Raw genomic sequence first — 14,895 nt, 5'->3', positions numbered from 1 at the left:
GTTTCGTACATCGGTTGAAAAGGACGCTTCCGAGCGATGTTGCCTGGAAACGTCCTTTTATCTTTGGTCAAGGAAAGGCATATGGGACTTCTTGCAGATACGATGCGTTCTACATATGGGATAGTCATTACCCCTGAAAAAGAAAAGATGGTCGAAGACTATCTTGCATCAGTCATCAAGATGAATGAAAGGCTTAATCTTACGCGTATCGTTCATGAACAGGAAGCTCGTATCCTCCATCTCGAAGATAGCCTCACGGCCCTTCCTTTGGTAGAGGACGCTCTTCCAGGAAGATATGCCGATTTAGGAACCGGTGGTGGTTTCCCCGGCATCCCATTGGCTATTGCATCCGAACGGCCGACGCTCCTGGTCGACTCTGTATCAAAGAAGATCGCCGCCGTGAAAGCGATGGTCTCGGATCTTGCATGGGATTCGGATATCGCCTATTACGCAGGACGTATCGAAGATCTTGCACGGGAAGAGCGAAACGGATTTGCTGTTATAACGGCGCGCGCGGTAACGAAACTCGTTTCGCTTATCGAGCTCGCATCTCCTCTTCTATGCATGGGAGGAAGGCTTATCTGTTACAAAGCTTCCCTTGGAAAAGACGAGGTTTCTTCCGCTCAAGCTATCCAGAAGCTTGTGGGAATGAGGCTTGTCGAATCAAAGGAGTTCGCACTTAGCAATGGTGATCCTCGAACTCTCGTCGTTTTTGAGAGAAGAGGAAGCGCTTCCGTGAAGCTTCCTCGTCGTATAGGTCATGCCCAGCATAATCCTCTGGCGTGATTTGCCAAATTCTTTCTATACAGAAACTTTTGGCACCCCCATATGCCCTCTTTGAATTCTGTAAGATCTTGCAAGGAAATTTGCAGGGGATAGTTGATTTTGACGAAGAGGATGTTTCACGTGAAACATCCTCTATAATCGAGAGCGATTCTTTATCCAAACAGAGCAATATCTCCTGATGGAAATGAAATGCAGCACAAGGAGGGGGCTTATGGGATTGTTTGATTCATTTAGAAAGCAAAGCCAGAAACAGGAAGCCGAAGAAAAGCCTTCAGTCAGTCAAGAACAGGCTGTGTCGGAAACAGCTTCTTGCGAAGCTTCAACTGAAGAAGATATTGAGTCCCAGACCGTCTCTTCCTCGATGTCTCTTGAAGATATAGAGAATGTCGAGGTTATAGAGAGAGATGTTTCACGTGAAACATCCGAGGATGCTGAATCCAGCCAGTCGGGTGAATATATTGAAGCATCTTTGAAGACGTATGCCGAAAAGAAACCGGTAAATCACGTCATTGGAACGACAAAGGTTCTTGCCATCATCAACCAAAAAGGTGGCGTCGGCAAATCTACAACAGCAATCAATCTGTCCGCCGCTCTTGGGGAAAAAGGCAAACAGGTTTTACTCGTTGATCTTGATCCCCAAGGCAACACTTCAAGCGGGCTTGGCATTGAGAAAGGAAAACTCGACGCATGCATTTACGATGTCATTATCAATGGTGATCCTATCACAGACATCATTATCCCCGATGTGGTTGAAGGCGTTGATGTGGCGCCTGCGACCATCAATCTCGCCGGCGCGGAAGTCGAACTCGTATCCCAGATGGCACGGGAAAACAGGCTGAAGGAAGCCGTGTGGCCCATGCGCGGAAAATACGACTACATTCTTATAGATTGCCCGCCTTCATTGGGACTTCTCACAGTCAATGCATTAGTCGCCGCCGACAAGCTTCTCATTCCTATCCAATGCGAATTCTATGCGCTTGAAGGGGTCACGAAGCTTCTTGAATCCATGAAGAGGGTAAAGACATATCTGAATCCCAGTCTTGATATCTTCGGCGTGCTTCTTACGATGATCGATAGACGCACGACGCTGTCGAAACAGGTTGCCGATGAAGTTCGAGGCTATTTTGGTCGAATCGTCTTCACGACCGAGATTCCTCGCACGGTTAAAATTTCCGAAGCTCCCAGCTTCGGGCAGCCCATTACTCAATACGATCCGACCGGCAAAGGTGCCCAAGCGTATTCTTCACTTGCAGAAGAGGTGATCAGGCGTGGCTAAAAACACGAGGCGAGGTCTTGGACGGGGTTTGAATTCCCTTTTAGGGGTCTATGATCCGACTTCTGCGCCAACAAGGAAAGCCGAAGAGACAGAGCATAAGGCGGCTTCGCATCAACAGAACGATGCCGCGGAATGTGAATCTATGCCTGAATCCGCATCTTCTTCGAACATCGAACCTCGCTTCGAAGACGCATGGAAGAACGACGGTCAGGCTCAGCATACGAGCGATGAATCGATTGGGGTTGCAGAATCATTCGATTCCGAATCCGATGAAGCGCTGACGGCGAAAACCGATGGCGTCACCCTTAAAGGTGTTGTAGAGCGCGCCGCCCGCCACGAAGAACCGGGCTTCACCGAAGAACAGAGGGGGGATGCTGATGAATCGGTCGTCACTCCCCGTCATCTCATCAAGTCGACTTTCGCAGACGAGCAAAAGATCCTCCAAGGCGGACTCATGGAAGTCCCTGTAGCCAAGGTCGTTCCCAATCCGAATCAGCCGCGCATCCATTTCAAAGCGGAAGAGCTGGAAGAGCTTTCGAGCTCCATCGAGAAAGATGGGCTTCTTCAGCCTATTCTCGTGCGTGAACAAGGCGACGCTTACCAGATCATTGCCGGCGAACGTCGCTGGCAAGCGTCTAAGAAGGCCGGCCTTGCCGCAGTTCCTATCCGCATCGTGGAAGCCGATGATGACAGAGCTCTTGAGCTTGCACTCATCGAGAACCTTCAAAGATCCGATTTGAATCCCATTGAAGAAGCCTATGGCTATAAGAGGATGATGGAACGGGGTAGGAAAACCCAGTCGGAAGTCGCCGCCGCCGTCTCGAAGGGACGCTCTACGGTCGCGAATGCGCTCCGTCTTCTTGATCTTCCGGAATCCGCTCAAGAGCTTTTATACGAAGAGAAAATCACCGCAGGCCACGCGCGCGCTATTCTGTCCGTTCCGACAGAGGAGAACAGGCAGAAGCTCATAACGAAGATCATCGATGAGAAGCTCTCCGTTCGCCAAACTGAAAATATCGCACGTCTCTATGCAGGCAAGCAGAAGGGACTCGGAATACGTCAGAAGCCCGTCACGCCTCCGTTCTTCCGCACGGCCGCTCGCAGCCTAAGCTCAGCCTTCGGAACCAAGGTTAAGGTAAAGAGCTCTCGTGGAAAGAATAAGATCGAGATCGAATTCAAGGACGAAGAAGACCTGAAGGCTCTTCTTGAGAGGGTGGGAAAGTAATATATCCGGCCAATTGCTTCGATGCATCGAATGATTCCATGGATTTCAAAGGCGATCATATAAGGCCTCGACAGAGCGAGAAGCTCACGGCGTCTCTTTCAAGAAAGAGCGCGTGAGAGAAGATGCGTCCTTATAAGGAACTTTCGCTCGCAGAAGCCGCAACTGCGATCAAGGAATTGGATCTGCCGGCCTTTCGGGCACGGCAGATCGCCCAATGGGTGTATGGAAAAGGTGCGGCATCCTACGACGAGATGACCAACCTTTCCCGCTCCCTTAGAGAGCGGCTTGCCGTGGAATTGCCGCTTTATACGCCTCGTATCGTCGATAGGCAGATTTCCCGGGATGGGACGCGTAAATATATCGTTGCATTTCATGACGGTGCCTCGACCGAGATGGTAGCCATGCCGTACGGCAACAGGCTGACCGTGTGCTTCTCTACACAGGTGGGGTGCGCCATGCAGTGCTCGTTCTGTGCAACGGGTAAGGAAGGATTTACAAGAAACCTCGTTCCTGGGGAGATGGTCGATCAAATCATCCTTGCGGAAAAGGATATGGGAACGAGGGTAAGCAACGTCGTCAGCATGGGACAAGGCGAACCGCTTCTGAATCTCGAGAATCTTTCCGCAGCTCTGGAAATCCTGAACGATCCTGCATATCGAGGCATAGGGGCGCGGCATATCGTCGTTTCGACTTGCGGCATCGTGCAGGGGATTCGCGCGTTCGCCGATATAGGGGAGCAGTACGTGCTTGCGGTGTCCCTCCATTCGGCCATACAGGAGACGCGCGATATGATCATGCCGCGCGTCGCGAATCAGCCGATCGATGCGCTTATCGAAGCCATTCAGGAATATGATCGAAAGACGCATCGCCGTGTCACGTTCGAGTATGTGCTTATACAGGGGATGAACGATGATCGCCGTCATATCGATGCCTTGATCGACATATGTCGCCGAACTCATTCGAACGTCAATCTGATCGAATTGAATGAAATAGAGGAGTCGCCTTTCAGGCCTTCGGGAAGAAAGGTGTCGCTCGAATTCGTAAAGCGACTGAAATCCGCCGGCATCGAAGCCACTATCAGGGATTCGAGAGGGTCGGATATAGCAGGCGCCTGCGGGCAGCTTAAAAACGAACGAGCGCGCCTCTGTTCGGATATATAACAAGAACCCGCGGTTGACCGCGGGTTCTTGCATAAGTGAATCTGTTGGGAATGTGCGGTGTGCGGCGAGCGCATCGGGTTTGGTCAGATACGCTTCGACTGCGGTTGCCTTCTGGCGTTGCAGCTACTTGAGCGCTGCAACGGCGTCGAGGTACCCCTTCTTATGCATACCTTCGAACTTGCCGGTCTTCTCGAAGAAGAACGCAATGTCCTCGAAACCTTCTTCGCGCGCGATGCGGGCGAATTCAGGGTACATATCCTCTTCTTCGTACTGCTCGCCGCCGGCGGCGTTCTCGAGGTTTTCCTTCACGCTGCCGAACATGCCGAGGTAGGCGGCTTCAGCGTGAGCATGCGCGGTTTCTTCGGCCAGAGGGCGATCGAATGCGGATGCGGAAGCTTCGTCGCCCGCCACCTGCGCGATATGCTGCCAAAGCAGGTACTTGCGGTTGGCCTGGGATTCGCCGGCGAATGCCGCAGCGAGGTTCTCGGCGGTCTTGGTGCCGGAAACGTCAGGAACCTGATATTCGGAAAATGCGACGCTGCCTTTGGCGTGGCACATCGGGCATTCCTCCGGAATTTCGCCGACCTCGAGATACCCGCAGAATTTGCAACGATAGACTTTCATGTGGACCCCCTTTATTAAGATGAATTACTGATAACGCTGAGTGGAATAATACTCCTTCGGTATGTTCTGTCAAAGAGCGGGATTCAACCTCTGACGTTGGGTTATAGTTCAGAATATGAAAACAGGCGGCGCATCCGTACAAAAGAATCTCACGTAAGCCGAAGGTAATGCATCCACTATGGGAACGAATGGAGCAAGCATGACATATTCCGGTCAACCCGAAGACTATTCCGTAGCGGTGCTCTACGGCGGTACGAGCGGAGAGCGCGAGATTTCGCTCAAATCCGGCGCGGCCTGCGCCGAAGCCCTTGCGGAGCTCGGATTTTCCGTCCAGCTCATAGACACCCAAGACCACGAGCAGCTCAAGCGCTTGATCGAAGAGAGCTTCGACGTCGCCTTCCTTGCGCTGCATGGAAAGGGCGGGGAAGACGGAACCGTTCAGGGGTTCCTCGAGACCATCGGCCTTCCATATACCGGCTCAGGCATTCTTGCGAGCGCCCTGGCAGTGAACAAGGCTCGTGCGAAAGAATCGTACGAGCGTGCGGGGCTTCTCGTCGCGCCGTCGGTGACCGTCGGCCGCGACGACCCTCTCGATGAAGGCTTCCTCGATGAGTGCATCGATATCTGCGGCATGCCCTGCGTCGTGAAGCCGACGACCGAAGGAAGCTCTCTCGGCATGACGATCGTGCGTGATGCCACCGACCTGCGCAAAGGAATCGAAACGGCCCTGTCTGTGGATGTCGAAGCGATGATCGAAGGGTTCATAGAAGGCACGGAGCTGACGGTCGGCGTCATGGGAAACGACGATCCCGTGGCGCTGCCGGTCATACAGATCGTGCCGACCGAAGACGAGTTCTACAACTTCCATGCGAAGTACGCCCAGGGCGGAAGCCGCCATCTTTGCCCGGCGCCGCTTTCCCCCGAGCTGACCGAATCAGTGCAGGAACTCGCCGTCGCCGCCCATAGCGTGCTCGGATGCCGGGGAATCTCGCGCACCGACATCATGGTGGACGCGGAGAACCGATGCTGGGTTCTGGAAACGAACACGCTTCCCGGCATGACGGGCACGTCTCTCGTTCCCGATGCGGCGCGCGTCGCGGGCATGGGTTTTTCTCGCGTCTGCGAACGGCTTATCGAGCTCGCGCTCGAATAGGAGAGCAAGGGACTGTCGAAGGACGCACGAAAGCGTTCGCCGTCGTTCGAGGCAGGGGCGAGATTCATGCAATGCCACATCGCGCACATCGCGCGCGAACCCTGCGGCGCCAAGGGGCGGGGATTCCTAGAAGAGCCCGAGCGTATGGGCGATGAAAGCGGCGACTGCAATAAGGGCTGCGATGAAAAGCCAGCTCACGGCATAGCATCCCTTGTTTCCGTCCCTCGCCTGATCCAAGATCCTGTCGTGCGGCGTCCGATGGTCTTTCACGACGACGGTCGTCGAGCCGTTCTTCGGGATCTTCACCTTGCCGGTAAGCTTGAACGACGCAGGGTCCGCAGCAAGGGTGCGGACAGCTTCTCGGCTGAGTTCGGGGTCGGGTCTGAACCCTTCTCCCGCTCGTTCTGAGAACTGCTTCAAGAAGGCTCCGAACGTTGCTTCGTATCGCGGATCGAATGCGATGACGGCGGCTTGCGCCCAATATTCGTTCGTTCCCTTCGATTCATCGATTGCGACGAAGCTGAGCACGTACGAGAGGGTCCAGCCCTTCGCGTGGTATACGGCGATCTTATACGAATCGGAAGCGGAAAGGCACCCGATACGGTTGCCGAACCGATTCACGAGCCAAGCCTGCTGCCGCGCGTGGGAATCGGTGTCCCACTCGATGGAGCCGATATCTCCTACGGCGTTGTCGGGTCCTGCGAGCTGCGACATGAGCTTCCGGTCGGGCGCCTCGACGCGCAGGTATGCGCCGAAATACAGGTCGCGGGCCGATGAGGCTGCCATGGCATTCCTTTCATGTTAGGCTACCAACGTCTGAAGAGGGGAGCAATCAAGCCTATGAGCGATGCTTTGACGAAGCTCAATGAATATATCACCGACGGCACGCCCGCCGACATTCGAGAGCGGTATGCCTCACTGAAGGAATATGCCGCCGTTTCCGATTTCGGCCGGCTCGACGAAGACGTCGTCGTGCTCGATACCGAAACCACCGGGTTTTCCCAGAATCATGATGAGCTGACGCAGATCGCCGCCGCTCGCATGAAGCGGGGCCGTATCGTCGAATGGTTCGTCACCTTCGTCAATCCCGGCAAGCCCATCCCTGAAGAGGTCGCTCGCCTGACGGATATTCATGACGAAGACGTTGCGGACGCCCCGTCGCCCGACGATGCGCGGATCCAGCTCGCTGCGTTCGTGGGCGATTCCTGCATCGTCGCGCACAACGCTGCATTCGACAAAGGATTCTGCACCAAAAGCCAAGGCGGTGCACCTTTGTCCGACAATCTTTGGATCGACTCGCTCGACCTGGCGCGCATCGCGCTTCCGCGTTTGAAATCGCATCGTCTCATCGATATCGTGAAGGCGTTCGACGCGCCGGTGTCGACGCATAGGGCCGACGCCGACGTCGAAGCGCTCTGCGCCGCATACCGCATCATGCTCGCCGCTATCGCGAAGATGCCGAAAGACCTGGTCTCCTATATTGCCGAACTTGCAGATGCCGATTCCTGGCCGACAGGCGCCGTCTTCAAGGATATGACGAACTTCCAGCAGGCCGTCTGCGAAGCGCAGGCGGATTCCCCTGCTGTTCTCGAAAAGAAATTCCCCTTCACGTTGCGTGCTCTGCGTTCGGTGCGGTTCAGGGCCGCTTCATGCGCATCGGCGCCCCGCGCCTCCGATACCGCCTCCGACGCCGGCTCGCCGAAAGACCGAGCGGAGACGGGCGACGACCTTGCGCGCCGCTCGGGCGAGATCGTCGATCTCTCATCCGCCGACCGTCCTTTGGAGCTGCCGAGCCAGCAGGATCTCGACGCCATGTTCGATGCGCGCGGCGTGGTAGGGGAGATGTACGCGGGCTATGAGCCCCGCATGGAACAGAAGATCATGGCATCCGAGGTCCTCAGGGCGTTTTCGACCTCGACGAACCTCGTGGTCGAAGCGGGGACGGGCGTCGGTAAATCCATGGCGTATCTGCTTCCTTCCGCCATGGCGGCACTGCGCAACGGCATTCCCGTCGGCGTTGCGACGAAGACCAATGCGCTTCTCGATCAGATCGTGTACAAAGAGCTTCCGCTGCTGCACGATGCCCTTGCCGCCAAGGGCTTCGGCGATCTCCAATACGTCGCCCTGAAAGGCTTCAGGCATTATCCATGCCTGCTCCGCATCGATTCGGTCATGAGGGACGGCGTTCATGATGTGAACGTATCCGGTCGAGACATCTCTCAGGCCCCGTCGCTCGCCGGCATGCTTTCATTCATCGAGCAGACCGAATACGATGACATAGACGGCCTGAAGATCGACTACCGCGTGCTTCCGCGATATGCGGTCACGACGGAATCCAGGGATTGCCTCAGGCGCAAATGCCCCTTCTATGGAACCTACTGCTTCGTTCATGGATCGCGCAAGAAGGCCGAGCGCTCCCATATCGTCGTGACGAATCACTCCCTGTTCTTCCGCGACGCGTCCTCCGACGGCAGCCTTCTGCCGAAGGCCCCTTTCTGGGTCGTCGATGAGGCTCATGGTGCCGAGGCCGAGGCGCGTCGCGCCCTTTCCGTTTCCCTTGACGCATCCGAGATGCTGAGGCTTTCCAGGCGCCTGGCCTCCGACGAAGGCGCGCGGAATCCTTTCGTGCGCCTTGAACGCCGCGCACCGGAATGCGAGGCCGTCCTGCCCGAAACCAGCACGCTCTTCTTCGGTCTGACCGAGAAGGCGAAGAAGAGGGGAAAGGATTTCGCCGTCGCGGCCGCGTCTTTCGCGCATGGGATGAAAGATCTGTCCGCATGCGCCACGCAGCAGGACCGCCGCTATGACGTCTTCGACCTCTGGATCAACGACGATATCCGTGCATGCGACGCGTTCGTCGAGCTTGTCAAGAAGGCTTCCCAGTTCAGGGAAGCCGCCGAGAGACTCGCGTCATCCGGTTCGGAGCTTGTCGCGTTCCTCGAGGAGACGGATGGCCTCGGCGATGTCCAACGAGATATCGCGACCATCGCGATCGATGTCAAATCGATGCTGCAAGCCTGCGAAGCCATTATGGAAACCCCTGATCGGAACTACGTGTATTCGGCCCATGTGTCTCGTAAGCCGGAGCACGTCGCCGAGCGCTTGGAAGCGATGCTCATCGATGTCGGCCAAGAGCTCGATCAAACCCTTTACGAACGTACGCGCAGCATCGTCTATGCGAGCGCGACGCTTTCGGTCGGGCATGGGTTCTCCTCGTTCAATCGGGCGATGGGCCTTGGCGGCGACGGATCGGCGCGGGTGAACGAGTGCCTGCTCGGATCGAGTTACGATTTCGAGAACCATATGAGGGTCTTCGTCTTGAACGATATCCCCGACCCGCGCGATCCCGCATACCTTCCGATCCTCGAGGGGCTTCTTGCACGCGCGCATATCGCGCAAGGAGGAAGCATGCTGACGCTCTTCACCAATCGGCGGGAGATGGAAACCTGCTTCGACGACATCAATCCTCGAATGAAGGAGGAGGGCCTGCGCGTCGTATGCCAGAAATGGGGCGTGTCGACCAAGGGTCTGCGCGACGAATTCATTGCGAACGAGACCCTCTCGCTCTTCGCGCTCAAAAGCTTCTGGGAGGGCTTCGATGCCCCCGGCTCGACCCTTAAGGGGGTCATCATCCCGCGCCTGCCTTTCTCAAGCCCCAACGATCCTCTTTCGAAGGAGCGCGCCGCCCGCGAGAAGGGCGCTTGGTCGAAGTACTGCCTGCCGGCCGCGGTCATCGATCTCAAGCAGGCGGCGGGACGTCTCATCAGGTCTTCGACCGATACGGGCATCCTGATCCTCGCGGACAGGCGCCTGGTGACCATGGGGTACGGCAGGACGTTTCTCCGATCGCTTCCTTCTCAGAACATCACCGTCTGTTCAACCGATGAGCTCATCGAGGCCATGACAGGCGGACTCTTCGGAAGCCTTTCGGGATAGGGGGTTCCGAGGCCTATGTTCGGACGGCGTACGCGGCAGGAAGGCGGGCTCGCAGGCATCGCGGGAAGCCTCCATATAAAGAAGAGGACGGCAGGGACGTCCAATGAGATCTCCGTCTCCATTCTGGAAGAGCGCAGCTCCAAGGCCGGCCTTTCCAAGTCCGGCCCGCGCGACGTGTTCATCGGCGATCTTGGAAGCGGCGTTTCCGCATTCGGCTCGCCCGACGGCAAGGGCGCGACCCGTTCGCAAGCGTCTTCCGGCACGCTTCCTTCGCTTCCCCGAAAGGCCCGTCTTGCCGAGAATGGCTCCAAGAAGGCAATGGACGCCCCTGCACGGCGTTCCGTCTTCGCACGCCTGCTTCTCGGCGCGGCGGATGCGGCGCAGGGCGGTTCGTCATCGGAGGCGTTCCAGGTGTCGAGGGGCTCGTCCGGACCGGCCGGTCCCCTTGCCAGCGCGTTCGACCTTCAACGCGAGGTCGAACGGCGAAAAGCCGCGCGCCGCCGGCGCCGCCTCGTGCTGTCTGCGCTCTTGGGCGGCGTGCTCGTCGTGACGATCGGCGCAGCGGGCGTGTACGCCCATGGACGATACGTCGAATACCAGGAGACCATGGGGCTTCTCCATCAAGGGATGTCGGAGCTGCAGGCCGCCGATGTCGCGGTTGTGCCCATAGACCAGGCCATCGTCGGCGATGTGACCGCCGGCGGCGCTGCGGGATTCCAGGATCTGATCGACCAGATCGATGCCGCGGAGGTTCATCTGAACGCCGCCAAGGGGCTTGCCGAGGAGTCATACGACCAGCTTTCCGACTCGGAATCGAAGGAGGCGGCCAGCCAGGTGATCAAAGCCGCCGATGCCCGCCTGGAGATGCTCGGCTACGGCAAATCCATCCTTCAGGAGGACATGAAGGCTTCGGACGCCATCGCGCTCCTCGGCGAATGCTGGGCTACGGTCGGCGAAGCCGATGACGCCATGCGCGAGTCGGCGCGTCTGGTCGAAGACACCACGGAGGCGAACACCAAGGAATCGGAGGAGAAGAGCAAGGAGGCCCAGGCGCTTTTTGAGAAGGCGAAGGACCAGTTGGAGGTCGTGAAGACCCGCTATCCGGCCGCAGGCCTCGACGCCGTCGGGAACTACATAGACAAGCGCATCGAGGAAATCGGCTACGCGATCGCATCCGACGAGGCCATCTACATTCAAGACAAGGCGACGGCCGACGCTCAGAACGAGCGGTACAACGAAGCGGACGACGAGGCGGTCTCCATTGCCGACGGCATTCCGAAACGAATAGAGAACGTCATCCTCGATCAGTACGATCTCAACGTGAAGGATGCGAACGAAGGGTACTTCGCTGCCCGCTCCGACGCGGCCGCTGCCGACTCCTTTTTACGGGAATACCTCGGGATATCGCAATAAGCGCCTTAGTGTATACTTCTAGCAGCCATATCCATATTGAGCGAACCATGAATCGATAGGCGAAACGATGACCAACCTCATAGACCACGTCGCGTACCTCTCCGATGAGATCGGCCCGCGCCCTTCGGGCACGGAGGAAGAGCAGCAGGCAGCTATCTATATCATGGATCGCCTGCAGAAAGACGCCCATCTTCCGGTCGAGGTGGAGGATTTCGCAAGCAGCACCGATTCCTCGCTTCCGTCTCTCATCTGCTACGGGGCAATGCTCGTCGCCGGCGTCCTGGCCGTTCTGGTCCAGGTCGCCATTATCCCGGCGGCCATCCTCGCGCTCGTCGCCTTCTCGCTGTTCGCGCTCGAATTCTTCGATCATCCCGTGCTGTCGCGCTTCTTTAAGAACGGGGTCAGCCAGAACGTCGTCGCCACGTATCGTCCGCCCCGCCGCGCGCATGCCGCCGGCAGCCGGCGGCGCAAGGTCATCCTCGTCGCCCATTACGACAGCGGCAAGGTCCATCCCGAATACCGCTCCGGTTTCGTGAAGATCCTGAAATACCTGCAGATCGCATCTCATGTCGCCATGGCGCTGGCGGCGCTGCTCATCATCCTGCGCGCTCTGTTCTTCCGCGACGCGGACGGAGCCGGCATCGGCGTTTTCAATGCGCTGCTCATCATCGCGCTCGTCGCCATCCTTCTTCCGGTCGTCCGCCTTGGCTACGGCCATATCGCTGCGTACAACGACGGCGCGAACGACAATGCGTCGGGCGTCGCGGTCCTGCTCGAGGTCGCGCGGCGTATCGGCAACGGCATGGTCTCCTCCACGCCGCGCCCCATGGACGGCATCGTGCACGATGAGGAGGCTCTCAGAGCGGAAGGCCTGGTCGGGCCTAACACCGCGCTCGTCTATGAAGATGCGTCTCCCGAAGAAGAGCTCGCCGCCGCCAAGGCGGCCATCGCCGCTCTGACGGGCAAGCCGGTTGCCGGCGCTGCGGAATCCTACGATATCGCGCGCAATCTCGTTCACGTGACCGACGTCGCATCCATTCCCACGCCGTCCGAGCGGGAGTCGGACGAATCCCTCCAGGATGTCCGGGCCGAAGATGCCGCCGATACCGCCGTTCCGACAGAAGCTTCGAGCGGTGCTGCAGCCGCCGAGTCCGATGCCGATGCCGAATTCGAGTCGACCGACAAGGCCGTCGGCGGCGCGCCCGAGCCGTCCGAGTCACGCGCGCAGCCCGTTTCGTCCTCACCCTCCGCCTCCCCGCATCAGGGATCTGCCGAGGTTCCCGAATGGTATGCGAAGGCGACGGCCCGTGCCCGCAAGGAGGCCGAGGAATCCACGGGCAAGGTGGAGCGTTCTCGTTATGCCGAGATTCCGGTCGTCCCTGCCGCCGAGTCGCCCGCCGTTGCCTCCGATGCAATCCATGCGGAAGAGCCCTGCACGACGCCTGTTTCGGATTCCACCGACGATGCCTCCGAGACGCCCGGCCAGGCGCCGAGCGATGCAGTCTCTTCCAGGGCGGAAAAGACGGATATCGCGCCGGCCGGAACGGACGAGATGGATTCCCGCGCCGATTCGGAAGGGGCCGGCGAACAAGAAATCCATGCGGAAGAGACGGCGATCGACGAGCGCTCAGCCGATGTCCGCGAGGAGGACACGGCCGTGTCCGAAGCTGCCGATCGGGACGAAACCGTCTCGCCTGACGAGACTGACAAGCCTGACGAACCTGTCGAAGAAGGACAGGTTTCCTCTTCCGATGGTTCCGAAGCGGCTGAAGAAGAACCCTTGCCCGTCGATCCTCTGGCGCGGACCCAAAAGCTTCCTGCTTCGGTCAGCGCCGAGCGCAGCGCGGAGCTTGCCGACCGAGCCAAGAAGGAGCGTGTGTCCGTCACCTACGACGATCCGCTCCGGCCTGCGGCCGATCTCGGTGCCACGAGCGTCATGAATCCCGTGGCGGCTGCGGCGTCGGCCCAGGACAACGCCATGCATGTATTCGAAATACCGCGCATTTCGCCCGCCCCGACGGCGGCGGAGCCTCTGAGTTCGTTCGATGACCTGCGCCAGCGCGCGCCTCTGGCGAGCGCGACCGAGTCCGCCTCCAAGGCGACTGCGAAAGACCTGCTCTCGACCTTGCCTCCGATAGAGGGTCCGGAATCGTCCGCGGATGCCACTGCGAAAATCGAGATCAACCGCGCGGGCACGTTTGCCGCCGCATCCGCCACGGGGGCCTTCGAGCCTTTGGGGGACGAACTTGTGGGCGGCTTGGCGCCTGAAGACCTCTATATCGACGATGCGGACGATTCGGCTCTGGATGAAGATTACAGCGAAACGGGAGCCATCGTCGGCGAAGGCTATGTCGATATGCCGAAGTCGCGCATCGGCCGCTTCTTCGATCGGTTCCGCAAGCCCAAGGAGCCCGAGGAGAGCACGAGCGACTGGCTCGGCGTGGATGAGGATTTCAACGCGCGCGATGCCGGTAAGGCGCGCGGCGGTTGGGACAGCTTCAAAGACGATGACGATTGGAAGGGCGGTGCCTTCAGCGATCTGCGGGCCAGGATAGCGGGCCGCATGGCGCACGACGACCAGGTCCTCTACTCCGACGAGGAGCTTGCCGGTGCCGAGGCGCCGGATGCCCCGTCCGACGCGGACGCTGTCGCGCTCGACGGCGCGCCGGACGGGGCGACCCAGGCCATGCTCCCGCTGACGGATGCCGACACCCACGAGCCTCTTTCCGAAACGGCCGTCGCCCAGGCGGCCTCTCCGGCCGAACAGGACGCGGCGGCCCACGCAGACGAGATCGATCAGGTCTATTCCTTCGCTGCGGGCGACATCAACACCGAAATCTGGTTCGTGGCGCTTGGATCCCAGGTGGATTCCAATGAAGGAATCCGCGCCTTCCTCTCGCGCCATGCCGCCGAGATGCGCGGCGCCGTCATCGTGAACCTCGAGGCGCTCGGCGCCGGCGAGATAAGCTACGTGGAGAAGGAGGGGGCCGTTCTCCAGAGTTCCTCTTCCAGCCGCATGAAGCGTTACCTCCGTCGTGCAGGCCAGTCGCTCGGCGTGTCCATCAAGGGCGCATCGATCGAATGGAAGGACAGCGCGTCGAGCTATGCGCTCAGGCATCATATGCAAGGCATCGGCATCGTCGGCATGGAAGGCGACAAGCCTGCGGGCTGCGGAGAGGCCGGCGATACGGTCGAAGCCGTCGATCCCGCCCTGCTGAGCCAGAACACCGACGTGGTCATCGAGCTCCTGAAGAACATCTAGGTGGTTTCTTGCGATTTCTCCCGAGGCGTCGGCGCGGCTAGGCTATACTATGCATGCTTC

At 58.6% G+C, this 14,895-nt stretch carries 10 protein-coding genes; 8 read left to right on the top strand and 2 right to left on the bottom strand.

Annotation, left to right across the window (positions count from 1 at the left end; genetic code table 11):
* The first annotated feature begins 81 nt into the window (after nucleotides 1-81).
* The 4 genes from rsmG to rlmN all read left to right on the top strand — a co-directional run bounded on the left by rsmG (nucleotide 82) and on the right by rlmN (nucleotide 4,447).
* The gene (gene rsmG / locus HMPREF1155_RS07985) at nucleotides 82-786 is read left to right on the top strand and encodes a 16S rRNA (guanine(527)-N(7))-methyltransferase RsmG (protein WP_009079343.1); all 705 of its coding nucleotides are present in this window, start codon (nucleotides 82-84) and stop codon (nucleotides 784-786) included.
* Nucleotides 787-997: 211 nt separating this feature from the next.
* On the top strand, nucleotides 998-2,062 hold the full coding sequence (locus HMPREF1155_RS07980; protein WP_009079229.1) for a ParA family protein: 1,065 nt from the start codon (nucleotides 998-1,000) through the stop codon (nucleotides 2,060-2,062).
* A complete protein-coding gene (locus HMPREF1155_RS09140; protein WP_238319159.1) occupies nucleotides 2,055-3,287 on the top strand; it encodes a ParB/RepB/Spo0J family partition protein in 1,233 nt (410 codons plus the stop codon). The genes HMPREF1155_RS07980 and HMPREF1155_RS09140 overlap by 8 nt, the downstream gene beginning before the upstream one ends.
* Before the next feature lie 122 nt (nucleotides 3,288-3,409).
* Entirely contained in the window at nucleotides 3,410-4,447 is a 1,038-nt protein-coding gene (rlmN, locus tag HMPREF1155_RS07970; protein ID WP_009079270.1) for a 23S rRNA (adenine(2503)-C(2))-methyltransferase RlmN, read from the top strand.
* Between the two features lie 123 nt (nucleotides 4,448-4,570).
* Here rlmN and HMPREF1155_RS07965 read toward each other — a convergent pair whose 3' ends face one another.
* Nucleotides 4,571-5,071 (bottom strand): ferritin family protein, encoded by a 501-nt coding sequence (locus HMPREF1155_RS07965; protein WP_006362454.1) that lies wholly within the window; start codon nucleotides 5,069-5,071, stop codon nucleotides 4,571-4,573.
* Between the two features lie 199 nt (nucleotides 5,072-5,270).
* Between HMPREF1155_RS07965 and HMPREF1155_RS07960 the strand changes: the two genes are divergently transcribed.
* Entirely contained in the window at nucleotides 5,271-6,224 is a 954-nt protein-coding gene (locus tag HMPREF1155_RS07960) for a D-alanine--D-alanine ligase (RefSeq protein ID WP_009079185.1), read from the top strand.
* 126 nt (nucleotides 6,225-6,350) lie between these two features.
* Here the strand turns inward: HMPREF1155_RS07960 and HMPREF1155_RS07955 are convergent, their stop codons facing one another.
* Nucleotides 6,351-7,010, bottom strand: coding sequence for a hypothetical protein (locus tag HMPREF1155_RS07955; protein WP_009079330.1), 660 nt, complete (start codon nucleotides 7,008-7,010; stop codon nucleotides 6,351-6,353).
* Between the two features lie 12 nt (nucleotides 7,011-7,022).
* Between HMPREF1155_RS07955 and HMPREF1155_RS07950 the strand changes: the two genes are divergently transcribed.
* From HMPREF1155_RS07950 to HMPREF1155_RS07940, 3 genes are all read left to right on the top strand, one after another.
* Nucleotides 7,023-10,160: a helicase C-terminal domain-containing protein gene (locus tag HMPREF1155_RS07950; protein WP_009079251.1), complete on the top strand. Its 3,138-nt coding sequence runs from the start codon at nucleotides 7,023-7,025 to the stop codon at nucleotides 10,158-10,160.
* Between the two features lie 15 nt (nucleotides 10,161-10,175).
* The gene (locus HMPREF1155_RS07945; RefSeq protein WP_009079285.1) at nucleotides 10,176-11,573 is read left to right on the top strand and encodes a hypothetical protein; all 1,398 of its coding nucleotides are present in this window, start codon (nucleotides 10,176-10,178) and stop codon (nucleotides 11,571-11,573) included.
* 67 nt (nucleotides 11,574-11,640) lie between these two features.
* Complete coding sequence (locus HMPREF1155_RS07940) at nucleotides 11,641-14,835, top strand: M28 family peptidase (RefSeq protein WP_009079308.1); 3,195 nt, start codon at nucleotides 11,641-11,643, stop codon at nucleotides 14,833-14,835.
* The last annotated feature ends 60 nt before the right edge of the window (nucleotides 14,836-14,895 follow it).

The sequence above is a fragment of the Slackia sp. CM382 genome (assembly GCF_000293015.1).
GTDB classification, from domain to species: domain Bacteria; phylum Actinomycetota; class Coriobacteriia; order Coriobacteriales; family Eggerthellaceae; genus Slackia; species Slackia exigua.
The sequence above is the reverse complement of the archived record's forward strand: the minus strand, read 5'-3'. Positions and strand labels throughout refer to the sequence as shown.